Annotated in this window: 28 protein-coding genes; 7 read left to right on the top strand and 21 right to left on the bottom strand. The window is 46.8% G+C overall.

The genetic code is table 11. From position 1 onward, the window contains the following. Nucleotides 1–152: 152 nt before the first annotated feature. From M1E06_RS09980 to M1E06_RS09950, 7 genes are all read right to left on the bottom strand, one after another. Entirely contained in the window at nucleotides 153–923 is a 771-nt protein-coding gene (locus tag M1E06_RS09980) for a class I SAM-dependent methyltransferase (protein WP_035399808.1), read from the bottom strand. A gap of 36 nt (nucleotides 924–959) precedes the next feature. Then, complete coding sequence (locus tag M1E06_RS09975) at nucleotides 960–1394, bottom strand: BrxA/BrxB family bacilliredoxin (RefSeq protein ID WP_025811259.1); 435 nt, start codon at nucleotides 1392–1394, stop codon at nucleotides 960–962. Nucleotides 1395–1482: 88 nt separating this feature from the next. Then, entirely contained in the window at nucleotides 1483–3159 is a 1677-nt protein-coding gene (ilvD, locus tag M1E06_RS09970; RefSeq protein WP_020451884.1) for a dihydroxy-acid dehydratase, read from the bottom strand. Between the two features lie 343 nt (nucleotides 3160–3502). After that, on the bottom strand, nucleotides 3503–4639 hold the full coding sequence (locus M1E06_RS09965) for a conserved virulence factor C family protein (RefSeq protein ID WP_026579412.1): 1137 nt from the start codon (nucleotides 4637–4639) through the stop codon (nucleotides 3503–3505). Between the two features lie 30 nt (nucleotides 4640–4669). Beyond that, complete coding sequence (locus M1E06_RS09960) at nucleotides 4670–5341, bottom strand: HD domain-containing protein (protein ID WP_216904413.1); 672 nt, start codon at nucleotides 5339–5341, stop codon at nucleotides 4670–4672. Then, nucleotides 5329–5808, bottom strand: coding sequence for a glutathione peroxidase (locus M1E06_RS09955; protein ID WP_020451887.1), 480 nt, complete (start codon nucleotides 5806–5808; stop codon nucleotides 5329–5331). Before M1E06_RS09955 ends, M1E06_RS09960 begins: the two co-directional genes overlap by 13 nt. Before the next feature lie 15 nt (nucleotides 5809–5823). Then, nucleotides 5824–7503, bottom strand: coding sequence for a formate--tetrahydrofolate ligase (locus M1E06_RS09950; RefSeq protein ID WP_035339368.1), 1680 nt, complete (start codon nucleotides 7501–7503; stop codon nucleotides 5824–5826). A 151-nt stretch (nucleotides 7504–7654) separates the two neighbouring features. On the opposite strand from M1E06_RS09950, the gene metA reads away from it, so the two are divergent. Then, complete coding sequence (metA, locus tag M1E06_RS09945) at nucleotides 7655–8563, top strand: homoserine O-acetyltransferase MetA (protein WP_035338549.1); 909 nt, start codon at nucleotides 7655–7657, stop codon at nucleotides 8561–8563. Nucleotides 8564–8832: 269 nt separating this feature from the next. After that, the gene (locus M1E06_RS09940; protein WP_020451890.1) at nucleotides 8833–9984 is read left to right on the top strand and encodes a diglucosyl diacylglycerol synthase; all 1152 of its coding nucleotides are present in this window, start codon (nucleotides 8833–8835) and stop codon (nucleotides 9982–9984) included. Between the two features lie 53 nt (nucleotides 9985–10037). On the opposite strand, the gene M1E06_RS09935 is transcribed toward M1E06_RS09940, so the two are convergent. Next, nucleotides 10038–10727, bottom strand: a complete 690-nt coding sequence (locus tag M1E06_RS09935) for an AIM24 family protein (RefSeq protein WP_020451891.1) — start codon at nucleotides 10725–10727, stop codon at nucleotides 10038–10040. Nucleotides 10728–11011: 284 nt separating this feature from the next. Between M1E06_RS09935 and cspD the strand changes: the two genes are divergently transcribed. Continuing rightward, nucleotides 11012–11212 (top strand): cold-shock protein CspD, encoded by a 201-nt coding sequence (gene cspD / locus M1E06_RS09930; protein ID WP_003230776.1) that lies wholly within the window; start codon nucleotides 11012–11014, stop codon nucleotides 11210–11212. Nucleotides 11213–11266: 54 nt separating this feature from the next. Here the strand turns inward: cspD and M1E06_RS09925 are convergent, their stop codons facing one another. Continuing rightward, on the bottom strand, nucleotides 11267–11449 hold the full coding sequence (locus M1E06_RS09925) for a hypothetical protein (protein WP_003182837.1): 183 nt from the start codon (nucleotides 11447–11449) through the stop codon (nucleotides 11267–11269). 160 nt (nucleotides 11450–11609) lie between these two features. Between M1E06_RS09925 and M1E06_RS09920 the strand changes: the two genes are divergently transcribed. Continuing rightward, nucleotides 11610–11876 (top strand): DUF2564 family protein, encoded by a 267-nt coding sequence (locus tag M1E06_RS09920; RefSeq protein ID WP_020451892.1) that lies wholly within the window; start codon nucleotides 11610–11612, stop codon nucleotides 11874–11876. A gap of 59 nt (nucleotides 11877–11935) precedes the next feature. Here the strand turns inward: M1E06_RS09920 and M1E06_RS09915 are convergent, their stop codons facing one another. Continuing rightward, nucleotides 11936–12121, bottom strand: a complete 186-nt coding sequence (locus tag M1E06_RS09915; RefSeq protein WP_003182841.1) for a zinc-finger domain-containing protein — start codon at nucleotides 12119–12121, stop codon at nucleotides 11936–11938. A 14-nt stretch (nucleotides 12122–12135) separates the two neighbouring features. Continuing rightward, a complete protein-coding gene (locus M1E06_RS09910) occupies nucleotides 12136–12777 on the bottom strand; it encodes a reverse transcriptase-like protein (protein WP_229030001.1) in 642 nt (213 codons plus the stop codon). A 93-nt stretch (nucleotides 12778–12870) separates the two neighbouring features. Between M1E06_RS09910 and M1E06_RS09905 the strand changes: the two genes are divergently transcribed. From M1E06_RS09905 to sspL, 3 genes are read left to right on the top strand one after another with little or no spacing between them, the layout of a single operon-like run. Then, nucleotides 12871–13572: a queuosine precursor transporter gene (locus M1E06_RS09905; RefSeq protein WP_023857402.1), complete on the top strand. Its 702-nt coding sequence runs from the start codon at nucleotides 12871–12873 to the stop codon at nucleotides 13570–13572. Continuing rightward, on the top strand, nucleotides 13562–13960 hold the full coding sequence (locus M1E06_RS09900) for a reverse transcriptase-like protein (RefSeq protein ID WP_020451895.1): 399 nt from the start codon (nucleotides 13562–13564) through the stop codon (nucleotides 13958–13960). The genes M1E06_RS09905 and M1E06_RS09900 overlap by 11 nt, the downstream gene beginning before the upstream one ends. A gap of 42 nt (nucleotides 13961–14002) precedes the next feature. Then, nucleotides 14003–14149: a small, acid-soluble spore protein L gene (gene sspL / locus M1E06_RS09895; RefSeq protein WP_003182847.1), complete on the top strand. Its 147-nt coding sequence runs from the start codon at nucleotides 14003–14005 to the stop codon at nucleotides 14147–14149. Between the two features lie 9 nt (nucleotides 14150–14158). Here sspL and M1E06_RS09890 read toward each other — a convergent pair whose 3' ends face one another. The 10 genes from M1E06_RS09890 to xpt all read right to left on the bottom strand — a co-directional run bounded on the left by M1E06_RS09890 (nucleotide 14159) and on the right by xpt (nucleotide 23743). Then, nucleotides 14159–15046, bottom strand: coding sequence for a 5'-3' exonuclease (locus tag M1E06_RS09890; RefSeq protein ID WP_020451896.1), 888 nt, complete (start codon nucleotides 15044–15046; stop codon nucleotides 14159–14161). 84 nt (nucleotides 15047–15130) lie between these two features. After that, nucleotides 15131–15280 (bottom strand): hypothetical protein, encoded by a 150-nt coding sequence (locus M1E06_RS09885; RefSeq protein ID WP_003182852.1) that lies wholly within the window; start codon nucleotides 15278–15280, stop codon nucleotides 15131–15133. 79 nt (nucleotides 15281–15359) lie between these two features. Continuing rightward, nucleotides 15360–15629 (bottom strand): YpbS family protein, encoded by a 270-nt coding sequence (locus tag M1E06_RS09880; protein ID WP_023857403.1) that lies wholly within the window; start codon nucleotides 15627–15629, stop codon nucleotides 15360–15362. Nucleotides 15630–15703: 74 nt separating this feature from the next. After that, nucleotides 15704–19267 (bottom strand): dynamin family protein, encoded by a 3564-nt coding sequence (locus tag M1E06_RS09875; RefSeq protein WP_035338547.1) that lies wholly within the window; start codon nucleotides 19265–19267, stop codon nucleotides 15704–15706. Between the two features lie 144 nt (nucleotides 19268–19411). Then, nucleotides 19412–19507 (bottom strand): Fur-regulated basic protein FbpC, encoded by a 96-nt coding sequence (fbpC, locus tag M1E06_RS09870; protein WP_003182857.1) that lies wholly within the window; start codon nucleotides 19505–19507, stop codon nucleotides 19412–19414. 63 nt (nucleotides 19508–19570) lie between these two features. Next, on the bottom strand, nucleotides 19571–20074 hold the full coding sequence (locus M1E06_RS09865; protein WP_035338546.1) for an isoprenylcysteine carboxyl methyltransferase family protein: 504 nt from the start codon (nucleotides 20072–20074) through the stop codon (nucleotides 19571–19573). 7 nt (nucleotides 20075–20081) lie between these two features. After that, nucleotides 20082–21179, bottom strand: coding sequence for a type III polyketide synthase (locus tag M1E06_RS09860; RefSeq protein WP_035338545.1), 1098 nt, complete (start codon nucleotides 21177–21179; stop codon nucleotides 20082–20084). Nucleotides 21180–21220: 41 nt separating this feature from the next. Further along, nucleotides 21221–21772 (bottom strand): GNAT family N-acetyltransferase, encoded by a 552-nt coding sequence (locus tag M1E06_RS09855; protein WP_020451901.1) that lies wholly within the window; start codon nucleotides 21770–21772, stop codon nucleotides 21221–21223. Between the two features lie 73 nt (nucleotides 21773–21845). Beyond that, on the bottom strand, nucleotides 21846–23162 hold the full coding sequence (locus tag M1E06_RS09850; protein WP_035338544.1) for a nucleobase:cation symporter-2 family protein: 1317 nt from the start codon (nucleotides 23160–23162) through the stop codon (nucleotides 21846–21848). After that, nucleotides 23159–23743, bottom strand: a complete 585-nt coding sequence (gene xpt / locus M1E06_RS09845) for a xanthine phosphoribosyltransferase (protein ID WP_020451903.1) — start codon at nucleotides 23741–23743, stop codon at nucleotides 23159–23161. The genes M1E06_RS09850 and xpt overlap by 4 nt, the downstream gene beginning before the upstream one ends. Nucleotides 23744–23854 lie beyond the last annotated feature (111 nt).

Below are 23854 nucleotides of genomic sequence, written 5' to 3'. Positions count from 1 at the left end.
AAACGTTTACAATCAAAGATGAAAATTCCAAAATTGGGAGTGATCGTTCATGATTGAAGGTCTTTTTATAACCGCTTCATTGATTACCCTCGCTTATTTTATCGTCATGGAAATCGCAGATTAAAAAATCCCAAGGTATATACCTTGGGATTTCATTTTTCGAGAACACCGTAATGAAACAGGGCCGTTTTGCGTTTTTTTACGCGAAATCCGTATTTTTCGAAGCGCGGACTTTTCCAGTGGTCTTTCAGGACCACTCTTTTTCTGGCGACCCGAAGGGCTTCATTTAAAGCACCGTCAAGCGTAAACTCGGAATGCGCCCACTTTCTTAAAGGGGCGATGCCGTTTGATTCTTCGATTCCATCATCAAACATCGGGTCAAAGTAGACGATATCTGCTGAATCATCATCAAGCTCCAGCAGATATTCAAAGCTGTCGCCGGAATGAACCCGAATCCTTTTCATCGCCTGATCCAAAGCGTCAAGGCCTGTCTCCCACGATTGAAGCCCCGCCTCGACAAGAAAAGCGAGGAGCGGGCTTTTTTCAATTCCGCACACCTCACCTTGTTCGCCAGCGGCAAGGCTTGCAATGATGGCGTCTGATCCAAGGCCGAGCGTACAATCGAGCAGCTTGTCTCCCGGTTCAACTTGTGCAGCTTCGACAAAAGGATCCGGTTCGCCTCTTAACATGCGCTTCGCCCGGAACATCGCAGAGTTCGGGTGGAAAAAGAACTTTTCGCCTTCTGAATGATACAGCTCGAAGCGCTCTTTTCCAACCACGAGAACATCTTCCTGCTCTGTCTCCCGGATTTGGCGAATCGGCCGTTTTCTCCGTTCGGAAAAGCGGGCGCCGAGCGTCCGGCTGATTTTTTCCGCCGTTAAAACCGTGTTTTCAGTCGGTCTGTAGCTTGTTGTGACAATCATGTTTTTCTCCGTAAAAAATGCCCTTCAAAGGGCATTTTAGCAATGTTTTTCAAAAGCGTCCGTGATGTTTTTCATAATCTCCGTCATTTCACGGCCTTCAATCTGTTCACGAGGAATGAAATGAACGACTTCTTTGCCTTTCAGCAGTGCCATTGAAGGTGAAGACGGTTCATATCCTTCGAAGTATTCCCTCATTTTCGCCGTTGCTTCGCGGTCCTGTCCGGCAAAGACTGTAACGGTCTCATCAGGCCCGTTTTCGCTTCCGGAGACGGCCTGAACGGCTGCCGGTCTCGCCAGCCCTGCGGCACATCCGCAGACTGAATTGACGACGACGAAAGTCGTGCCTTCTGCACCTTCCATGAATGTCTCAACTTCTTCCGCGGTCGATAACTCTTTAAAGCCGGCCTGCACCAATTCCTGACGCATCGGAAGAACGAGCTGGCGCATGTATTCTTCATAAGCTGTTGACATATTAAAAAGCCCCCTCTATAAACCTTGACTACTGATGTCAAGGATACTACAGCGGGGGCTGAATTTCAAACACCGGGCGAAAAAACCGCTAGATTTTCATAATGCCGCCGGTATTGGCAGATGTCACCAGCTTTGAATACCGGGCGAGATAGCCCGTTTTCACTTTCGGTTCAAATCCGGGCCAGTTTGCTTTTCTTTTTTCCCATTCTTCATCGGAGATTTCGATGTTTAAAATCCGCTTTTCGATATCAACAATGATATGGTCGCCGTTTTCTACGAAAGCAAGCGGGCCGCCTTCGGCTGCTTCCGGCGAAACGTGGCCGATCGAAAGACCGCGGGAGGCTCCGGAAAAGCGGCCGTCGGTAATTAAAGCAACTTTCGGACCGAGGCCCATTCCGACGATCTGCGAAGTCGGTGCAAGCATTTCAGGCATTCCCGGTCCGCCTTTAGGACCTTCATAGCGGATGATGACGACATCTCCCGCTTTTACTTTACGGTTGATGATGCCGTCAAGCGCTTCTTCCTGTGAGTCAAAGACAACCGCAGGTCCTTCATGGCGGGTAATCCCGTCTTGGACGCCGCCGGTTTTAATGATCGCACCGTCAGGCGCCAGGTTGCCGAACAGGACGGCGAGTCCGCCTTGCTCTGAAAACGGCTGATCGATCGGATGAATGACCTCGTAATCTTTCACTTCGCGCCCGGCAATATTTTCGCCAAGCGTTTTTCCCGTTACGGTCAGCGTATCCAAGTGAAGCGCGCCTTCTTTTTTCGACAGCTCGTTTAAGACTGCTGATACGCCTCCAGCTTCATGCAAATCTTCAATAAACACATCGGAAGCCGGCGCAAGCTTTGATAAATGCGGAACCCTTGCCGCTACCTCATTGATCCGTTCAAGCGAGTAGTCGACCCCCGCTTCATTGGCGATCGCAAGCGTATGAAGGATCGTATTCGTTGATCCGCCGAGCGCCATGTCTAAAGCGAACGCGTTGTCGATCGCTTTTTCGGTCACGATGTCGCGCGGTTTAATATCCGACTTGATCAACTCCATCAGCTGGCGGGCCGACTGTTTGGCAAATTCCCTGCGGTCGGGCGATGTCGCCAAAATGGTGCCGTTGCCCGGCATGGCGATGCCAAGAGCTTCAGAAAGGCAGTTCATCGAGTTGGCCGTGAACATACCCGAGCATGATCCGCATGTCGGACAGCCGAACTGTTCAAGCTCCTCAAGCCCTTTCTCATCGATTTTGCCTGATTGATAAGCGCCAACGCCTTCAAATACAGAGGAAAGCGAGATTTTCCGTCCGTCGCTCGTTCTTCCCGCTTCCATCGGCCCCCCGCTGACAAACACGGTCGGAATATTGATCCGCATTGCTGCCATGATCATACCCGGCGTGATTTTATCGCAGTTTGGAATACATACCATTCCGTCAAACCAGTGCGCTGATACAACCGTTTCCACTGAATCGGCGATGATTTCGCGACTCGGAAGAGAATATCTCATTCCGATGTGCCCCATCGCAATTCCGTCGTCGACCCCGATTGTATTAAATTCAAACGGAACACCGCCGGCCTCTCTGATCGCCTCTTTGACGATTTTTCCAAACTCCTGCAAATGGACATGACCCGGTACGATATCGATATATGAGTTGCAAACGGCAATAAACGGTTTGCCGAAGTCCTCTTCTTTTACCCCAGCCGCGCGCAGCAAACTGCGGTGCGGCGCTCTGTCGATCCCTTTTGTAATCATGTCACTGCGTAAACCTGTCATCGTGATCCTCCTAAACATCTTCGTATTTACATTCTATATTTTCTGAATATTCAGTTTTAAAAAACTGTCTGCTAACCGCTTGCCGGACTGATCCGCAAGATGACGGCTGTTTTGATCTTCATCTGTAAATCATTCCCCATGAATCAGAACCTCCACATTCCATATGATTGCTAACTACTATATATATTTTCAGCGTGTTTTTCAACAATATTCGAAATATTTTTATAGAAAAAGTGATATTTTATAACAAGACGCGTGACTTTTTTCAAAATTCCCGGATGGATCGCCGCTGCAGAGCGAAGAGCTTAAGGCATAAAAAAAGACGCTGTTTCCAGCGTCCTTGTCAGCCGTCTTTTTTGCGGCTTTCCGTCATTTGCTTCCATACGGAGCCTTTCGCTTCTTCACCGTATTCGATCCGTTCGACCGCCATTTTGACTTGAAGGCTGACTTCAAATTCGGGATCGTTTTCAGCTTCTTTTAAAGCGGGAAGCGCACTCTCATCGCCGACTTCGTACAGAAACATGGCGGCTCTCCAGCGCACAAGCTTGCTCGGGTCCTTGAGCGCTTTGATCATTGCCGGAATCGCTTCCGGGTTTCCGATGTCTGACAGACAATCACCGGCTGTTCTTCTGACCGTGATCGTTTTGTCTTCGAGTGCTTGATATAAAAGAGGAAGCACCGCAGGCGTTTCGATCATGCCCAAATAAACGACAGCAAGTCTTCTGATCGATGTTTTCGGGTCATTGAGCGCTTTTTCGAGTACTGGAATGTCCTTTTCATCCGGATCCATTTGTTCAAGATGGGCATAGCGTTTTTGCCAATCTTCCTCATCCATCATTTCAAGCGTTACCCGGTAAGACTTTCGCTGCACAGCCGCGCGTTTATCCTCAGCATCGCTTGATGCGGCTGATTCCGTCAGCTTCCGCAGGCGCTCCTCATCGTAAGCCGCCTCAAGCTCTTCCGTTACTTCACGGCCGATTTCTGAAAAATCGCCGAATCTGACGCCTTGCTCTTTCCAAGACCGTTCGAGCACGACGTTGGAAGACGCGGTTTTAAGCTTCAAGATCGCTTCTTGGAAACGTTCCGGAAGGCCGAAGCGCTCCTCGCGCTCGCCGTCGGTCAATTTCACCTGCATCGGTATCCCGCTGAACATTTGCACGAAGACTTTAACTTCGCCAAACGATTCTTTTTCTTCGGAACGGCCCCCCGCCTCTTCGGCTTCGTCCATTCCGAAAGCAGCACGCACGGCAGGGAGGATGTCTTTCCAGTCAAATCTCGCATTGCGCTCGACAGCGATAAAATCGGCCACATGGTAGACGCCTTTTACTCCCTCTATGTTTAAAACCTCTTGGATGACGGGAGGCGCGCCTTCCGCATGGTCCTTTTTATAATTATTGCTTTTTCCGCCCGGCAGTTCTTCGGTCAAAATCACCTTCATTGTATTCGGGCTCGGTGTCGGTTCTATCGATTTAATTTTCATCATTGTCCCCCTCTGTTAAAAGATCCGGTCTTATTCTACCATAACCCCCGGCCCTGATCTATCAAGGCGGCTTTCTCTGGAGAAGGCGCATTCATTTTCCAGTTCGCCGAGAAATTCGAGCATCAGCTGATGCCTTTTTTCCGCGAGCATCCGTCCCGTCTTTGTATTCATCAAATCTTTTAAAAGGAGAAGCTTCTCGTAAAAGTGGCCGACAGCAGTAGGCGCATTGGCGCTCCCGTAGAGGAGATGACCCTTTGCCCCTGCATACATCAAAGCCCTGGCGATCCCGACGGCGCCGATCGCATCAAGCCGATCGGCATCCTGAACTGCCATACCTTCTTTTGAAAGGCGTTCGTCTCTATATTTTTCTCTGTCTCTGAATGACATTCTTGTGATGATGGCAAGAATCCCGTCAACCGTTCCAGGATCGACCTTCCAGTCTTCTGAGAGGCGCCTTTTCAACTCATCAAGCGGAACCCGGTGTTCATCGTCCAGCTTTACATCAATCATATCGTGGAGAAGGGCGGAAGCTTCGGTCACAAACAGGTCTGCACCCTCTTCTTTTGCAATCTGAAGGCTTATGTTCCGAACCCTTTCGATATGCAGCCAGTCATGTCCTGTCCCTTCGGCTGCGAGCTTTTTTCTTACCCATTCGGACATCAAGCGGATCTGTTCTGTTTGTTCCTGATTCAGCCCAGCCATTTCTGAATGGCCTCCTCCATCTCCTTTGGATTGGTTTGCGGTGAAAAACGCTCAACGTTCTCCCCGGTTTGATCAACGAGAAATTTTGTGAAATTCCATTTGACCGCTTTTGTTCCAAGCATGCCCTTCGCCTTGTTCGTCAAGTGGCGGAACAGCGGGTGGATTTGATCTCCTTTTACATTCACCTTCGAAAACATCGGAAACGTGACCCCGTAGTTTACGCTGCAAAATTCTTCTATGCTTTTTTCATCGCCAGGCTCCTGATTCATGAATTGGTTGCTGGGAAAGCCCAGAATCTCAAGCCCCCGGTCTTTATATGTTTCATACAAGTCTTGAAGCTGTTGATATTGGGGTGTAAATCCGCACTTTGAGGCCGTGTTGACGATGAGAAGCACTTTGCCTTTATACGGCCGCAGTGTCGTGTCCTCGCCTTTAATCGTCTTGACGCTGATATCGTAAATGGACATGACGGTCCCTCCTTTTTAGAATAAACCTTTGGCCCTGCCGTCTTCACCGACATCCATTTTAAGTGCAGCAGGATGTTTCGGCAGCCCGGGCATTGTTAAAATGCTGCCAGTTAAAGCGACGATAAATCCCGCGCCCCTCGATGGTTTTAATTCACGGACGGTGATGCTGAAACCTTTCGGCCTGCCAATTTTCCCCGGATCATCTGATAAAGAATACTGAGTTTTGGCCACGCATACTGGCAGCCCGTCCAATCCGTTCTTTTTCAATTCCAGCAGCTGCTTTTTCGCCTTTTCGGTAAACTCTACCCCCTCGGCTCCATAAACGGTGCGGGAAATTTTGGCTAATTTGTCTTCGATCGAGTCGGTTAATTCGTATAAATAGGAAAAATGATTGTCCTTTTGCTCCATGACATGAATGACTTCACTTGCCAGGTCAATCCCGCCTTTTCCGCCTTCTTCCCAAACATTGCACAGTGCAGCCGGATGCCCGTTGTCCCTGCACCAGCCAAGAACCGTCTCAAGCTCATCCTCCGCATCGTGTACGAACCTGTTGACGGCCACAACGTACGGAAGACCGAAGGCGTCTATCGTTTCGATATGCTTGGCAAGGTTTGCGATTCCGCTTTTTAATGCGTTTACGTCTTTTTGCTTCAAATCGGCGAGAGGCATTCCGCCGTGCATTTTCAGCGCTCTTACGGTGGCGACGATCACGACCGCTCCCGGGGTGAACCCGCCGGCTCTCGTTTTGATGTGCATGAATTTTTCCGCACCCAAATCCGCGCCAAATCCCGCTTCAGTCACGACATAATCAGCCAGTTTCGCCGCCGTTTTAGTCGCGATCAAACTGTTCGCCCCGTGTGCGATGTTTGCAAACGGGCCTCCGTGGACGAGCGCCGGTGTTCCTTCAACAGTCTGAACAAGGTTTGGTTTGATGGCATCTTTTAACAGGAGAGCGAGCGCTCCCTGAACACCGAGCATGCCGGCCGTCACCGGCTGTCCGTCAACAGTGTAGGCAACGATCATTGCCGCCAGACGTCTTTTTAAATCGGCCAAGTCTCCGGCCAGGCATAAAACGGCCATGATTTCCGATGCGACTGTAATGTCAAAGCCGTCTTCCCGGGGAAATCCGTTCGCTTTTCCGCCTAAGCCGACAACGGTTTCGCGCAGCGCCCTGTCATTGAGGTCAAGCGTCCTTTTCCAGACGATTTTTCTAATATCGATGTTTAATTCGTTTCCCTGATGAATATGATTGTCTATAAAAGCCGCTAAAGCGTTGTTCGCAGCTGTGATCGCATGCATATCTCCTGTAAAGTGAAGATTGATATCCTCCATCGGCAGAACCTGGGAATATCCTCCTCCGGCAGCCCCGCCTTTCAGTCCCATTGTCGGACCGAGTGAAGGTTCCCTCAGTGCAACGATCGATTTTTTGCCAATCTGCCAGAGCGCCTGGCTCAATCCGACGGTGACAGTCGACTTCCCTTCGCCGGCCGGGGTCGGGTTGATGGAGGTTACCAAAATCACCTGTCCATCGTTTTTTTCTTTTAAACGCTCAAAAATTTTTAAAGAAATTTTCGCTTTTGTGCAACCAAAACACTCTATTTCATCGTCATTTATATTGAGCTTCCGTGCAATTTCGGCAATCGGTTTTAATTCCGTGCTTTGGGCGATTTCTATGTCTGATAGATGGGATTTCATTTGCAAGAGGATCCTCCTTTTGGTTCATCACACGATGATTTTCCATATTTTTCACACACTTCTTTCATTGTAACACAATTCACACATTGAAATATCGCCAAAAAGTTCCTATAATGAAGAAAAATCAGCGGAGAAAACCGGAGGTGGCGTGTTGCCTATCAACATACCTATCAATTTGCCAGCGAAGCAGATTCTTGAAAGTGAAAATATTTTTGTCATGGATGAAAAACGGGCTTTTCATCAGGACATCAGACCTTTAAATATTGTGATTCTTAATCTGATGCCGCAGAAAATCAGGACCGAGACACAGCTGCTCAGAATGCTCGGAAATTCTCCTTTACAGGTATATTTCACTTTTTTAATACCGTCTACACACACGCCAAAACATACACCAAGGCAGCATTTGGAACAGTTTTATACAACTTTTTCTTCGATCAGGGACAGAAAATTTGACGGCATGATCATTACCGGCGCGCCGATCGAGCACCTGGAGTATGAGGAAGTGTCCTATTGGAAAGAACTTCAGGAGATTTTAGAGTGGAGCAAAACGCATGTCACGTCAACGCTTCACATCTGCTGGGGAGCGCAGGCGGGGCTTTATCATCATTACGGAATTCGCAAAGTCAAACTGCCGAAAAAAACATTTGGCGTTTTCGAACACAGAATAATGGAGAAAAATGAAAGACTGGTCAGAGGCTTTGAAGAGTTCTACTATGTCCCGCATTCAAGGCATACAGATATAAATATGGATGACCTAAAAGCCGTTTCTCATTTAAAAGTGCTCAGCGTATCCGATGAAGCGGGCGTCTGTTTAATTGCTTCAAAAGATGAAAAACAAGTTTTTTTAACTGGACATCCTGAGTATGATACAGATACTCTTAAAGAAGAGTATGAAAGGGATTTGGCCAGAAACATGGACATTGATCCGCCGGTGAATTATTTTAAAGACGGGCCGGACGGCGCTTCGCCTGTAAACCGCTGGAAAGCCCACGCGACTCTTTTGTTCATGAACTGGCTGAATTATTACGTTTACCAGGAAACACCGTACGAGTGGAAATGAAATTCTCATGCCCTGGTCTGATGCAAGACATTCAAAATGTGTTAAAATACTGTTGGGTTAGTCTTCCATAAGGGGGTTCGGCTTGGCCGCGAAAGCAGGAATAATAAGGAACCCAGTGCTTTCCTGCCGATCCATACTTTAAAAATACCTTAATTTTTGTTCTTCATTTATAATTAAAATAATATTTATGGTATGGTATGTGTGGACATTGACTCCTGTTTTTTTACCATTTTAGCTCTTGCTGTTTGAATTAATTGAGGTGAATATGCTTGAATACCAATAAAAATATATTAATTTTGACTGCAAATTACGGAAATGGCCATGTTCAAGTAGCCAAAACGCTCTACCAAGAGTGCGAACGGCTCGGTTTTAAGAATGTAACTGTTTCGAATTTGTATCAAGAATCAAACCCGATTGTGTCAGAGATCACACAGTATCTCTACCTGAAAAGCTTTTCAATCGGTAAACAGTTTTATCGCCTTTTCTACTATGGGGTCGATAAAATTTACAATAAAAGAAAGTTTAATATTTATTTCAAAATGGGAAATAAACGGCTGGACCAACTGGTTAAAAAACATCAGCCAGACATCATCATCAATACGTTTCCAATGATTGTCGTACCCGAATACAGACGGAGAATGGGAAAAGTCATTCCGACCTTTAACGTCATGACGGATTTCTGCCTTCACAAAATTTGGGTCCACGAACACATTGACAAATATTACGTAGCCACTGATTATGTGAAGGAAAAACTGCTCGAAATCGGCACTCACCCGAGCAATGTCAAGATCACGGGTATTCCGATCCGCAGGCAGTTTGAAGAAGAAATGGACAAAGATAAAATCTACGAGAAGTATCAGCTGTCTCCCGACAAGAAGATATTGCTGATCATGGCAGGCGCACACGGGGTTCTTAAAAACGTAAAGGAACTGTGTGAATCTCTGGTAACGAAAGAGGATGTTCAAGTCGTCGTCGTGTGCGGAAAAAATACGATGCTGAAATCTTCACTGGAAGACATTGAAGCCCTTTATCCAAACAAGCTGAAATCACTCGGTTATATCGAAAGAATTGACGAGCTGTTCAGGGTGGCTGACTGCATGATCACAAAGCCGGGCGGAATTACCTTGACGGAGGCCACGGCAATCGGCGTTCCCGTCATCCTTTACAAGCCTGTTCCCGGGCAGGAAAAGGAAAATGCCCTGTTCTTCGAAGACAGAGGAGCTGCCATCGTCGTCAACAGGCATGAGGAAATTCTTGAATCAGTCTCCTCCCTTTTGGCTGATGAGAAAAAGTTAAACGAAATGAAGAAAAACATTAAAAACTTGCATTTATCCAATTCATCAGAAGTCATCCTGACGGACATTATCGAGCAGTCTGAAATCATCATGAACAAAAAACAGACTGTCCGGGCGCTGTCCTAAAAAAGCCCGAGTCAAAAAAACACTTGCCCTGCAAGTGTTTTTTTCGTTTAATATTAAGATTCCGAGTAATAAACTTCTTCAAACGGCTGCACAACGACAAACCCGTTCCCTGAAAACTTCATTTGGATCGATTCCCCGCTTCCCCTGCCGATGAACGTCTTAAAAGATACATCTGTCACAAATTCAGGCTGAAGGCTTCCAGACCAGGCAACCGTTGCGTTTGGATCGGTATAGACTGGGCTTTCCGGGGTTACGATCAAAGTGAGCGGTTCGTAATGGCTTGTGATTGCAGCCATTCCAGTTCCCTCAAGCTTAATGTTAAACAATCCGCCGGCCAGCATGCCGGAAATTCTTTTCATCAGTTTGATGTCCCAATGGATTGACGGCTCAAATGCGAGCAGATCGTGCCCGTTCACAAATATGGAGTCCCCCTTCAAGTTTAAGATGGAGATCTTCTTTCCTTGATCAGCAAGGTACACCTTTCCGTTTCCTTCCGCTTTCATCAGTGCAGCCCCTTCTCCGCTGAACACTTTTTTCACCATCCGTCCAATTCCGTGTTCAAATACCCCTTCACGCTTAAATTTGACTCTTCCCCTGTAGGAAACCATCGAACCGGCCTTTGCCCACACTTTTCCATCGAGATTAACTTCCAAGAGACGGGGTGTTTCCATTTCAAACAGCCCCTCCCCTTTGTCTTCCTGCTGGGTTTTGGATACAAACTCATCAACCGAATAACGGTTCATCTATAAACACTCCTCTTCGCATTCCTGATATTGGTTTTATTATATACGGGCTGACGCTTAAAATGTTTCGTCCACTTTGCGAAAAATAATGATCAATAACCAGAAACTGAAAACGATTTCAAAGAAATTCCTTAAAAAAGCATTAAAGTTCATTTTTTTCTCTTGACAGCTTGACGAAGCCTCCATAGATAGTGTATAGTGAAACCATCATTTAGCAGAACACCGTTAGATGATGAAAATTTTTTTTAGCACATTGTGCTACAGTACTAGGAGGATTAAGCAATATGCAAAACGGTAAAGTAAAATGGTTTAACAATGAAAAAGGCTTCGGCTTCATCGAAGTTGAAGGCGGAGACGATGTATTCGTTCATTTCACTGCAATCGAAGGTGACGGATACAAATCTCTAGAAGAAGGACAAGAAGTTTCTTTCGAGATTGTTGAAGGTAATCGTGGACCTCAAGCATCTAACGTTGTAAAGCTTTAACAAAATCAAGACAATTGAGACTTCAAATAAGAGGAGAGGCATTTTTTGCCTCTCCTATTTAATTTTCAGCTGAATTTCGATTGCCAGTATATTTTGCTTCAACCTTTGCTCGATTTCTTCAATGTTCTTCTCGAGAGATGGACGCCCCTTTTTCGCGATATCAACGAGCTGTTCAAGATCTTTATATACCTCCACAAATGTCTTGTGAAGAACGGTTTGCAGTTCATTGCTTTCCACTGTTCCTCAGACTCCTTTTTTTCATGATTACCTAAATTAGTAATAAAGACTTATATTTTTTAGGTTCAATAGTTATATCGGATTAATTTTACTTTATTTTTTCTATTTCACACATAAAAATGCCTTTTTTAGAAAAAATACTTGTCGGAGGTGTATGATCATGAACTCAGAACATCGCGATGATCTTGTAACGGGATTTAATCAGCGCAAGCAGCTTGAAATAGCCGTAGAAACCGCCCAAAAGACGACGGGAATGGCGACGAGGCAAAAGAGCTCCACTTTGCTGAAATCGGCGTATCAATCCATCGAAGACGCCAGACAGCTGTCACAGGCTGAGGAACTATCCGCCCTGGATGAAGACTTCTTAAACGAACAGCTCAACATCTTAAATGATTGCCAGCACCAGCTTGACGAATCACAGCATTAAAAAAACCGCGTTCAGCGGTTTTTTTAGCGCGGCCCAAGGATGATGGTTTATTGGGGGGATCAATTTTTGTTTGTCAGCACGTCTCCATAGGTTCGGAGCTTTTCTCCGACCGTGCATTTTGAAATGCAAAATGCGTGGGCATACGTTTTTCCGTATTCTTTTCTGAAGTGTTTTTTAATGAAGCACCCTTCACAGTAGGTGTCCTGCAAATGTGTGAGTTCCTTAAAGATCTCTTTCTTATCCAAAACGTTCATCTCCGTTATTCATCTAGTTTGATTTGGCTTTCCACAATGGTATGCTCAAGCATTTTTTTTGCGAGCTGATCCGCTTCCTTGTTGTCTTTGCGGCTGATTTGAATATAGGTGGGCGTTAGCTTTAATTTTTGAAGCTGGCTCTCGATTCTGTCCAGCCATTTCGAATGAACGGGGTCATAGCATGGCCAGTTACCTTCAAGCTGGTTCAGCACGACGAGCGAATCCCCTTTTATGACGACAGAGTTCCTGCTTGCCCCAAGGTCTCTAAGCTCTTTAACGGCTTCGGAGAGAGCCGCATATTCCGCCTCGTTATTCGTTGTCAGCCGAAAGCTCTTATTCTTTCTCAATCGGTACCGGTCCCCGCCGAGGGAGTAATATATCACAATGCCTAAACCAGCGAGCTGACTTTCTTTATCATAGCTGCCGTCAAAATAGACGGTGATCTCATCCGGTTCAGCCGCAAGTTCTTCTTTCAGCTTTTCCAGCTCTTTCAGAGTCCAAAAGCTGCCCTTCTCATCTTCAAACTCAAGTTCAGTGACATACGGACTTTGAGAAAGCTGACGCCCAGCCGCCATTGCCTCTTTCATCTCGATCCATTCATCAGCTGTAAAAGGAATGGGTGAAGACCCTTTAATCTTGATTTTCATACCTGCTCTCAGTTTCACAAAATCACCTTTATTCAAATTATGGCTTGTTATGCTATAATCAAAACAGTTTATTCAGAAAGGAAGTACCCGTTCTTGTTTAACGAAATATTATGGATTAGTTTTGCGATCATTAATTTTATCATTGTTCTCTTCTTTTTTAAACGATTTGGCAAAACCGGTTTATTTGTCTGGATCGGTTTTGCGACAGCCGCCGCCAATATCGAGGTGGTCAAAACGGTCGAGCTGTTCGGGTTGACCGCGACACTCGGCAACATCCTGTACGGAAGCGTATTTTTTGCGACTGACGTCATCAATGAAAGATACGGAAAGGAAGAAGCGAAAAAAGCCGTTTCAATCGGTTTTTTCATTCTGATTGCTTTGACGCTCGTCATGCAGGGAGCGCTTCTGTTCAAGCCGCATCCGGAAGACATTGCACAGCCTGCGCTGGAGACGATATTCGGCTTCTTGCCCCGTGTGGCGCTCGGCAGCCTGCTCGCCTATATCATCAGCCAAACGCTTGATGTTTATGTATATTCGGGAATCAGAAGGTTATTTCCTTCCGATCGGGCACTGTGGCTTCGCAACAGCGGCAGCACAGCCCTAAGCCAGCTGCTCGATACATTGATTTTTACAAGCGTCGCATTTATGGGCGCTTATCCGCTGAATGTCTGGATTCAGATTTTCATCACGACATATGTCTTGAAATTCGTTGTCGCCGTTTTCGCAGCGCCGTACGCTTATGCCGCTAAAAGAATCACCCCTTTGGATGAAAGGAGCGGAAACAATGCCGATTGAGGTCTATATCGACGGAGCAAGCGCGGGTGATCCCGGACCGTCCGGACTTGGCATTTTCATCAAAGACGGTCAGAAGACCGAGTCCTTCTCCCTTCCCGCCGGCTTACTGAGCAATCATGAAGCGGAATTCAAGGCGCTGATCGAAGGAATGAAGCTGTGCGCCGAACGAAACTACCGGATCGTTTCGTTTCGGACCGATTCGCAGATCGTCGAGCGCACGGCGGATTTGGAGTTTGTCAAAAATCAGGCATTTAAGCCTTATCTGGATGAAATCATCCGCTTAAAAAACGATTTTGATTTATTTTTTATCAAGTGGATTCCTTCGAAGTCTAACCAGGCGGCTGACAAGCTTGCGAAAAAGGCGATATTGCTGAATCACCCCGAGTAAAATCCATTCCCGCTGCACATCATAACGAGTGAGGTGGTTCATGTGGAAAAACAGCATTCAGCAGGAAGAGGCCGCCTGACAGGCGGTGTCACGCCCCAGGGAGATATTGTATTAAACCGGGATAACCGGCATACAGACCCAAAAACCGAGCTTGAAAACCGGGCGAAAAAAAGCAATACAAAACATTAGAGAGATCGGTTATCCGATCTCTCTTTTTTCGAATTTCACCAGCAGCGGTTCGATTCCCCGTATTTGATGAAGTCTCAGCATCGCTTTCGCCCTGTCATGCATCAAGGTGAAGTCTGCGTCGTCCAATGAGCAGGAAAGCGGTACATCGCATTTGATTTCTGCAAGGATTCTGGACAGCTTCAGGTCTTCAAGACATTCGGTTATTTTCGTCTGCTGACCCTTTGTCAGCTGTCCGATGTTTTCCAGCAGCCGGTCAACAGTCGAATATTCCTTAATCAGTTTGTAGGCCGTCTTTTCGCCGATGCCTTTTACACCCGGGTAGTTATCGCTTGTATCACCCATCAGCGCTTTGATGTCAATCAAAGCCTTCGGCTCGACACCGGTCTCTTCACTGAATGATTCTTCCGTGTATACTTTATAATTGCCGATTCCCTTTTGTAATAGGGCGACTTTAACATTGACTGTTAAAAGCTGAAGCAAATCTTTATCACCGGTGACGATCGTGATCTCCGCTTCTTCGCTGAACATCGCTGACAGCGTGCCGATGCAGTCATCGGCTTCATAGCCCGCAATGCCGATATTTAAAATCCCGAGCTCTTCCGCCGCTTCCTTTGCCATGTCAAATTGCGGTATCAATTCTAGAGGCGGCTCGCCGCGATTCGCTTTATAGTCCTTAAATAAATCGTTGCGGTACGTTTTGCTTCCCATGTCCCAGCAGCAGACGACATGACTCGGTTCAAACGCAGACACCGCGGTTAACAGATGCTTTAAAAAGCCGTGAACCCCGTTCGTCGGCACCCCTTTGTCATTCAGCATAAAATTGCGGTGCACCGCAGTCGCAAAAAAAGACCGGAATAATAAAGCCATCCCGTCTACAAGCAGCAGCTTCTTGTTCATTATGGAAACTTCCTTTCATCATACAATGCACTTATTGTACCACAGGAGCAAAAATGATGAAAACAGCGTCAATCGACGCTGTTTCTATTTTTGGTGCTGTTTTTTGCTAGAAATTAATTTGGCGGCTTCCATTTGCGAATAGGATTCAGTCGCAAATTCAGTATTAAAGCCGTTCTTCTTTTTAGCGTTGTTGTTTCGCTGTGCATTCGCGTTGCCAAGCTTTGTTCTTCCCATTACACTTCACCTCCAGCGGGCGTGACATGGTTTATGTTTTGCAAAAAAACATGACGCCACACGCGGAAGGATTCACCAGCTAGGCCTGCGGATATTTTCGGCTGACGTATTCGGCGACCATTTCTTTCGAGACGAGCCGTCTCGTGGGAACGATGCCTTTTTTGGCCAATTCGTTCATTTGCATGGTAATTTGGTTGATGAGGCCGGTTGAAAATGCTTCATTTCGCCGGCACTTATCAACCGCTTCATCGATCGCTTTTTCCCTCTCCTGTTCGAGACGCACGAACTGCTTGATGTGCTGGTGCTGTTTTTTGGAATGTGCTGTAATGGCTTCATGAACGTTTGTCATCATCTAATTCCCTTCTTTTTTTATTCAGTCTATCATGTCTGCCGGCCAGATATCCATACCAATATCAATCTGATTCAACTTGAGCGGAGCCATTCGCCTGCCAAGTTATGCGCTTTTTCAATGTTTTCACGCTCTGCGCTTTCCAACGGCTCATGAAAGTACGCTTCTTTTTGTTCTTCGAGTTGAGCTTTTGCGGACAGAACAGCCGCTTTCTGTAATTGTCCGGCGCTCGTTTTGCAGCGCTTTAAACATGTCCGCTTTTCACGTTGAATCCATTCGTCCGTGATAGCCGAAAGCTTTGCAGTAAACGCCTCGACAAGCCGGGCTTTGCCATTTTGCTGAAAAAACGCTTTAGGCGTTTTGAACATTTTCAGTTCATCTGCAAATTCCCCTTCATCCGCTGACGCTGCAGCTGTTTCCCAGCTGCCGGTCTCAGGGCGGTCAGCTGTGATATGAACCGCAAAATAAGGATTATCGGCAAGCCGCTCTTTTACGGCATTTGCCCACTGTTCGCCGGCATACTTGAGCATGATGTTTTCCATTCTGATATCAAGCGCTTTTAGTTCCTGCAAAAATTCGAATTCATACTCCTTTAAGCAGCTTTTCAAAGCGGTTTGCAGATTGGCGCGCCAATCTCCGTTCTGAAGACCTGGATGGATTGCAGCTTTAAATAAATCATGTGCATAAAAGGCCAGGCGCTGCCTCATGTGGTAAAATTGCTCTTCCACATCCTTTTCGGTCATTTGAAGGATTGATGATCCCTTTTCTGCTTCTTCAATGACAGCTAAAGCCGCTTGATAAGCTTTGGCGATCCGCTTTTGCTCCGCTTCCTTTTCTTCAGCGGAACGGTGCAGTGAACGGCGGAGCTGAAAGACGGTTTCACACAGTTTTTTGCCTTCATCAAGCAGCTCTTCGACAGCTGTTCTGGCTAGACCATTTTCGATAAAATCGTCGAGCTCCCGCTTTAATCTGCTGAAATCGTTATTCGGCGAAGCTTTTTTGCTGAGCTCCTGTTTGCTCGATACGTGATACAGATGCGGGTTTTGAATGCCTTCTTTCAAGAGCTCTCCCCTAACATAGTCTTCAACCGTCTGTAATTCGGCCGGGTTTTCCGCGAGGTCTGCCGCATTTAAAATAAAAAACATTTTATCCATGCTGAAAGCGTCTTTAATGAGTCCGAGCTTGCGCAAAAACGACCGGTCCGCTTTGGAAAATGCATGCTGGTAGTATGTTAAGTAAAGCAGAGCATCGGCATCTTTCATGTATTGAAACGCAAGCTCAGTATGCCGCTTATTCATGCTGCTGGCACCCGGTGTATCGACGATCGTAATTCCTTTCTCCGTGACCGGTGTGCTCAAATAAACGGTGACTTCACGGACGGCGCAGGCCGTTTGTTCTTCAGCGACATACGGATGCAGATCTTCAGCGGAAATCGTCAGGATTTCCCGATCGTTGATATATGAACCATAACGCTCATAAGCTTTGAGGAAGTTCTTGATCAGCAGCCGTTCATCATCATCCAGGTCTCCTTTTTTCAAAAGCTTTCCAAGTTTTTCGCCAAAAGCGGAGCCTTTTGCCGCAGCCATTTTCCCCTCCAATAGCTGATCCAGTTCCGCTCTGATTTCCTCTTCCGTTTTAAAAACGACTTCAGCCGTCCCGTTCCTTTTGGTTCCCGACGGTTTTGTTATTTTATTAATCGTTGCCGTTGTCGGCGTCGGAGATGACGGCAGCACTTTCCGCCCGCAGAGCGCATTTGCAAAAGACGATTTGCCGGAACTGAATGCGCCGAAGAGCGCCAGGGTAAACTGCCTTGTATGAAGGCGTTCCGTTTTGTCCAAGAATGCTTTTCGCTGCTTTTCCAAAGCAGGAATATCCGCCAAAAACCGGGCCAAGTCGAAAAAGTGCTCAATGTACTCAGAAACGCCCTTTTTCGGATGGAGCACATCGTCTTTACGGCTGCTGTTTTCCCCTTGCACACGGACCGGTTCCGCTCGTCGGGCATCAAGCGGTTTTTCAAGGGGCTTTTTTTCTTCGGCATACCAATTCGCTGGCAGCTCGCTCTGATCGCCGTGTTCCCATTGATCCCAGAGACGGTTTGCTTTTTCATATGACTTCTGCTGTTCGATCAACCGGCTTTCGAGCTCGGCGAGCTTCGCCTGTTCCGCTTCATATTCGACTTTCATCGCTTCCGCCTGCAGGCCGTTTCTTTCTTTGATGAATGTTTTGAGCTGATCGATAAGCGGCTGCGCTTGTCTTTTTGCCTTTCTTCTGATGTTTTCAGCCAGTTCTTTCGTATAGTTCAGCACGTATTCCGGTGTAAGCTCAGCCCCTTTTTTCTGGGAACGAAGCAGTTCATTTTCATCTACCTCTGTCCGAAATTGAAGAACGTCCCGAAGCAGTTCATCACTCTGGACGTTAAAGCGGTTCATGAAAGCCTTGATTGCTTCAATGGCATGCCAGTCGATTTCGGCTTGAACCCTTTTTTGAACGTCGGCAAGAAACACTTCTTTTCGTTTTTGTTTTTCTTCAAGCGTTTTGGCCTTGCTGAAAAGAAATCCTTTTTTAAAGCCTTTTTCGATAGATTCCAAATACGATTTGGCCAGTTCTCTCATCTCAAACGGCGTTAAGTTTGCGTTTTGGGCAATTGTATGAATGTCTTTTTTGATTTGTTCCTCCGCCCGTTTTTCCTGTTCTATCAAATCGGCAAGCCTTGCTTTTACAGACTCGACTTTTTCTCTTAAGGAAGCGGTTTCTTCAGACAGAGCCGTGTCTTCGTCACTGATCAGCATTTTGATATGTTCATGAATCAGGCTGCTGATTTTTTGCTCCGTATATGCCTTTAGCTGCTGTTCGGATTGATGCTGCAACCTTTCCAGCACAGCGCGAAGCCAGGTGAATTCGTTCAGCGGATGACCGGCTTCGGTGACCGATGTAAAAAAGAGATGATCTTCATCGATCCCTTCTTTCTGCAGCATATCAAGCACTTGCTTTTTATAGGCATGGAAGCCTGTTTCTGCTTCGTCATGACGGTCAATCTGGTTCACGATGAAAAAAATATTGGGTATCTGATCTTTTATTGATCGAAGAAATTTCACATTTTCTTCGGAATGGACATGATTGTAATGCACGACATAAAACAAGGCATCCGCCTGGTGAAGTATCGAAGACGCCGATAAAAAATGGGCATCGTCCGTCGAATCAATTCCGGGCGTGTCAATTAAGACGGCCTGAGGCGCGATTCCTGAAAATGGCCCCTCGATTTCCACCATTTCAATCTGGCTGCCGTCCCTGCAGTACGCCTGCACTTTTTCTTTATCATAAGAGCCATCCATCCGGGCGTATCTTCCATCGATCGTATGGAGTGTTGTTTTCATTTCCCCCCGGCGAACCAGCACAAGATTGGCGCTCGTCGGTATCGGACTTGTCGGCAGGACGTCTTCCTGAAGCAGCGCGTTCAATAGCGATGATTTTCCTGCTGAATAATGTCCGGTTAACGCAATGTACACTTCTTTTCTCAGCCATTTTCGGATGATTCCCGCAAGCTGCGCAGACCGCTTGTCATCCCCGTTCTTCCTGAGCTCCCCGAAAACCGCTCCGGCTCTTTTCAACAAGTCGTCTTTCGTGTTTATTTGTGCCATGTTTCCTACCCCTTTTATGCGTTGTTGTTTGCCATCTTAGCCCTTTCTCCCATTTTACACAACCTTGCTGTATTTTTCTTCACAATCTGAAAGAAAAAACGAGAAAAAGCTGCCTGTTTCGGCAGCTTCAGCACGTGTATTTATTTATTTTTGCGGATTCGCTCCTGCGATACCTTTTAAGACATAACCAATCAATAAACTGTATGTACTGACCGCCGCCAGCAAAAAAAACATCGTCATACGCGACTCACCATCCTATAATGAGAATGTTTATCATCATTATAAATGAAATGATAATCATTTTCAATGGTGTAATTTTTCTAATGCCTGTTCTTCCGTGCGGATGCGGATGTACATGACAGCAGCGTTGAGCACCGTAAATAAAAGTGCGGTGGCGTATGCCTGGAAAAGCAGGGGCAAAAGCAGAAATTCAAGAGCCACCGCCACATAGTTAGGGTGTTTGAACCATTGATAAGGCCCCTTTCGGACAAGGTTCGTTCCAGGGATGACAAGGATTTTCGTGTTCCAGCATCTCCCCAGAGAAAAGAGCGCCCAATACCGGAGGGCCTGAGTGAAGATGAGGCCTGTTAATACGACAAGCGCCATCGGAAGAGGTCCGCGTTGAAAAGCGATCGTTTCCCAAATCAAACATATGAAAAACAAAACATGCATCGCGACGATATAAGGGTAATGACGTCTCCCGTATTCGACCGCTCCCTCTTTCAGAGCGTTTTTTTCATTGAACTTCGCGACTGCCAGCTCAAACAGGCGCTGGGCGGCAAAAATGCTTAAAATTGTCCAAAACATGTGTCAGTCACTCTCTTTTTGTCCATTTCAAAAGCAGCAGCTCCGATGAAAAGCCCGGGCCGAGCGCCCCTAAGAGACCGTATTTTCCCGGTATGGGACTGCCATGCAGGCAATATTCTTTTAAAACATGCATCACAGTGGCTGATGACATATTGCCGTGCCTGGCCAAAATTTTTCGTGAACAGTCGATGTGCGCTTCGGAAAAGCCGAGGCTTGCTATATAAGCGTCGAGAACTTTTTTTCCGCCAGGATGGGCAAGAAATACTTGAATGTTCTCCAAAGCGAGTTGTTCCCTATTGAGAAATGCTTCGACATCATTCTTTAAATGTGTTTTGATCAATGTCGGAATGTCCCTGGAAAAAACAACACGGAAACCGTTGTCATTGATTTCCCAGCCCATGACATCTTCCGAATCTTCCAAGGTGGCTGATTGTGAGCTCACTACTTCCGGAAGAACTTCCAATCCGGCTGATGAGATATCCGCTTCCTTGCCGCACATTAAGAGTGCGGCGATTCCATCGCCAAATAAAGATGTGCCGATAAGGTTGCTTTTCGATTGATCATCCTTTTGAAACGTTAAGCTGCACAGCTCCGCCGCAATCACAAGGACATGGGCTTTTGGAAACGCTTTGCAGTATTCGAATGCCCGCGCTATACCTGATGCTCCTCCTGCACAGCCGAGCCCCCAAATCGGAATCCGCTTCGTCTGTTTTGAAAAAGGCAGAATGTTCATGAGCTTCGCTTCAATGCCGGGAGTCGAGATGCCTGTAGAAGATATAAAAAAAATCGCTTCAATTTTTTCGAAAGGGATTTCTTTTTTCAAAAACCGTTCGTCTGACAGGCAATTCGAAACGGCTTCTGCACTGTGTCTGACAGCCATTTCAATGTACGCCTGATTTTTTTCCTTGAAGCTCCTGGATTCTTTATACCAATCCAAAGGCATGACAAATTGTCTTGAAGCGATTTCTCCATTTTGGAAAGCTGACAGCAGCCGGTCAATGTCTTTAAATGAATCTTTGAACATCTCCCTCGCAAAAACGGCCGCTTCCTTCTGGTCAACATGGCAGCGGGGAAGGCTTGTCCCCGCCGAAATGACGTAGGCCATAACACCACCTCTATTTACAGCGTCTCCCGAATCGCCCGGCCTTATGTGGACCTCTCGAAAAAATAGGCCATCAGCACTTCATCTTCATATTTCCCGTCCGCAAAAACCTGCTCCTTTTGAACCCCTTCAATGATAAAGCCGCTTTTCTCATAGAGCGACAGCGCTGCTTTATTTGCAGAAAATACGGTCAGGCAGAGCTTATGCAGACGATGCAACCTGCACCAGTTGAGGGTGTAGGACATGATTTCCCTGCCGATTCCAAGCCCTTGCGCTTTGCTGTGAAGCCATGTTCTGAACAGCCCCGTGTGCCGCTTCATTTTGAGGTCGCCGCGAATGACCCGGGCAATTCCGTACACCGCACCATCGATTTCAACCGCCGCATACATGTTATCCTTTTCCATCATATCGCTGATGAATGCCCGCTCTTCCTCAAGTGTGCGCGGCCGTTCTTTTTGGATGTACACACCGGTTTGAATCACATCTTTTACTGCTTCAATGATGTCGGGGGCATCCGCCATTTTGACGGGACGGATGACAGCTTCACCGCCGTCTTTCGTGCTGATTCGTTCGACAAGCTCATTCACAGTTTCCATTCGTTACGCCTCCTCTTCATACCGGTAGTATGGCTTATCCGCAATGCAAAAAAACCTCACAATCTGTGAGGTTTTAAACGGCTGATTTTTCAGTTGGAACTGCTTCAGGCTGTTCAGCATGACGAGAAAACGGATGGATATGAAAGATCGCATTCAAGAGAATGGCTGTAAAGCTTCCCGCGACAATTCCGTTCTCTGTCAAAAGCTTGACGGCATCGGGAAGGTTTTGAAACATTTGCGGTACAACCGTCACGCCTAGGCCGAGTCCGATGGAACACGCTACGATCAATAAGTTCTCCTGCTTTCCGAAATCAACCCGGCTCAGCATTTTGATCCCGTAGGCGATCACCATGCCGAACATCGCGACCATAGCGCCGCCGAGCACAGGTTTAGGAATGATCGTCGTTAAAGCAGCGGCTTTCGGAAACAGCCCCAACATAATTAGAAAAGCTCCAGCGAGCGCGATCACGCTGTTTTTCTTAACTCCTGTCAGCTGGACGAGACCGACGTTTTGCGAGTAGGCCGTATAAGGGAAGGCGTTGAAAACCCCGCCCAACAGCACGGCAATCCCTTCGGCACGGTATCCTTTTGCCAAATCTTTTTCTGTCAGCCGGCGGTCCGTCAAATCACCCAATGCAAAGTAGACGCCTGTAGACTCGACAAGGCTGACGATCAGGACGAGAGACATCGTCAAGATCGGTGTGATCTCAAAAACGGGAGTGCCGAAGTAAAACGGATGGATCATCTGCACCCAGCCTGCGTTTGCCACTTCTGTAAAATCAACTTTTCCTATCAGAGCGGCGCCGGCTGTTCCTGCAATTAAACCGATTAAAATGGAAATGGATTTGATAAATCCTGTTGTAAAACGATATAAAAGGACGATGACCAGTAAAACGGAAAAAGCTAAAGCAAGATTGGACAGCTCGCCGAAATCGCTGCTGCCTTCACCGCCGGCCATGTTGTTCATCGCAACGGGAATCAAGGTAATACCGATCACCGTGACGACCGATCCTGTGACCACGGGAGGGAAAAACTTAACAAGCTTTCCGAAGAAAAAAGAAACGATAACGACAATCACACCGCCTGCTATGATGCTTCCATAGATCGCTGGAATACCGTATTTTGAAGCAATCGCAATCATTGGTGAAACGGCTGTGAACGTACACCCCAATACAACAGGCAAACCGATTCCGAAAAAGCGGTTTTTCCAAACTTGCAGCAGTGTCGCCACACCGCACATCAAAATGTCGGCAGACACAAGGTATGTGAGCTCAGCCGGCGTCAAGCCGAGAGCGCCGCCGACGATCAGCGGCACGACAACGGCTCCTGCATACATGGCCAGGACGTGCTGAATGCTTAATGAAACGGTTTTACCGGCCGTAAGTTTCATGACCCAACCTCCTGTAAAAAGGTAACTTTTCCATCGGCAAGAGATGCAATACGCGCAAGGGATTCGACTCTGATTCCAAGATTGTCAAGCTCCTCCCTGCCCGTCTGGAATGATTTTTCGATGACAATCCCGATTCCGCACACCTTTGCGCCGGCCTGTTCAATGATGGAAACGAGCCCTTTCGCCGCTTGTCCGTTTGCCAAAAAATCGTCGATGATCAGAACTTTGTCATCCTTTGAAAGATGGCTGGCTGATACGGCAATCGTACTTTCCGTTTTTTTTGTAAATGAATAGACAGAAGCCGTCAACAGATTTTCCGTTAAGGTAAGCGATTGACGCTTTCTTGCAAATACTACCGGCACGCCCAGTTTCAAGCCTGCCATCACGGCAGGTGCGATGCCTGAGGATTCAATCGTCACAATCTTCGTGACGCCTTCCTCCCGGAAAAGCGAGGCAAACTCTTCGCCCACAGCAAGCATTAATTCCGGATCGATTTGATGATTTAAAAATGAATCAACTTTCAGCACTTCGTCAGACAACACCGTGCCATGCTCTGCAATTTTTCGTTTTAGCTTTTCCATTAAACCCCTCCGTTCATCAATTGCCCTTCATAAAAAAAGCATTGTCCGCTCGGATTTTGAATGCGAGCGGGCAATGCTTAAAAAGACGAATTCCGTCTGTTTCACTAAAAG

The organism is Bacillus sp. AK124 (assembly GCF_053903085.1).
This window is presented reverse-complemented; position numbering and strand designations above follow the sequence as displayed.

Bases quoted from the DNA above. Each gene is read 5' to 3' on its own strand.
- M1E06_RS09980 (WP_035399808.1), bottom strand. From the start codon at position 923: ATGATTGTCACAACAAGCTACAGACCGACTGAAAACACGGTTTTAACG.
- M1E06_RS09975 (WP_025811259.1), bottom strand. From the start codon at position 1,394: ATGTCAACAGCTTATGAAGAATACATGCGCCAGCTCGTTCTTCCGATG.
- ilvD (WP_020451884.1), bottom strand. From the start codon at position 3,159: ATGACAGGTTTACGCAGTGACATGATTACAAAAGGGATCGACAGAGCG.
- M1E06_RS09965 (WP_026579412.1), bottom strand. From the start codon at position 4,639: ATGAAAATTAAATCGATAGAACCGACACCGAGCCCGAATACAATGAAG.
- M1E06_RS09960 (WP_216904413.1), bottom strand. From the start codon at position 5,341: ATGGCTGGGCTGAATCAGGAACAAACAGAACAGATCCGCTTGATGTCC.
- M1E06_RS09955 (WP_020451887.1), bottom strand. From the start codon at position 5,808: ATGTCCATTTACGATATCAGCGTCAAGACGATTAAAGGCGAGGACACG.
- M1E06_RS09950 (WP_035339368.1), bottom strand. From the start codon at position 7,503: ATGAAATCCCATCTATCAGACATAGAAATCGCCCAAAGCACGGAATTA.
- M1E06_RS09935 (WP_020451891.1), bottom strand. From the start codon at position 10,727: ATGAACCGTTATTCGGTTGATGAGTTTGTATCCAAAACCCAGCAGGAA.
- cspD (WP_003230776.1), top strand. From the start codon at position 11,012: ATGCAAAACGGTAAAGTAAAATGGTTTAACAATGAAAAAGGCTTCGGC.
- M1E06_RS09920 (WP_020451892.1), top strand. From the start codon at position 11,610: ATGAACTCAGAACATCGCGATGATCTTGTAACGGGATTTAATCAGCGC.
- M1E06_RS09910 (WP_229030001.1), bottom strand. From the start codon at position 12,777: ATGAAAATCAAGATTAAAGGGTCTTCACCCATTCCTTTTACAGCTGAT.
- M1E06_RS09900 (WP_020451895.1), top strand. From the start codon at position 13,562: ATGCCGATTGAGGTCTATATCGACGGAGCAAGCGCGGGTGATCCCGGA.
- M1E06_RS09890 (WP_020451896.1), bottom strand. From the start codon at position 15,046: ATGAACAAGAAGCTGCTGCTTGTAGACGGGATGGCTTTATTATTCCGG.
- M1E06_RS09885 (WP_003182852.1), bottom strand. From the start codon at position 15,280: ATGGGAAGAACAAAGCTTGGCAACGCGAATGCACAGCGAAACAACAAC.
- M1E06_RS09880 (WP_023857403.1), bottom strand. From the start codon at position 15,629: ATGACAAACGTTCATGAAGCCATTACAGCACATTCCAAAAAACAGCAC.
- M1E06_RS09875 (WP_035338547.1), bottom strand. From the start codon at position 19,267: ATGGCACAAATAAACACGAAAGACGACTTGTTGAAAAGAGCCGGAGCG.
- fbpC (WP_003182857.1), bottom strand. From the start codon at position 19,507: ATGACGATGTTTTTTTTGCTGGCGGCGGTCAGTACATACAGTTTATTG.
- M1E06_RS09865 (WP_035338546.1), bottom strand. From the start codon at position 20,074: ATGTTTTGGACAATTTTAAGCATTTTTGCCGCCCAGCGCCTGTTTGAG.
- M1E06_RS09860 (WP_035338545.1), bottom strand. From the start codon at position 21,179: ATGGCCTACGTCATTTCGGCGGGGACAAGCCTTCCCCGCTGCCATGTT.
- M1E06_RS09855 (WP_020451901.1), bottom strand. From the start codon at position 21,772: ATGGAAACTGTGAATGAGCTTGTCGAACGAATCAGCACGAAAGACGGC.
- M1E06_RS09850 (WP_035338544.1), bottom strand. From the start codon at position 23,162: ATGAAACTTACGGCCGGTAAAACCGTTTCATTAAGCATTCAGCACGTC.
- xpt (WP_020451903.1), bottom strand. From the start codon at position 23,743: ATGGAAAAGCTAAAACGAAAAATTGCAGAGCATGGCACGGTGTTGTCT.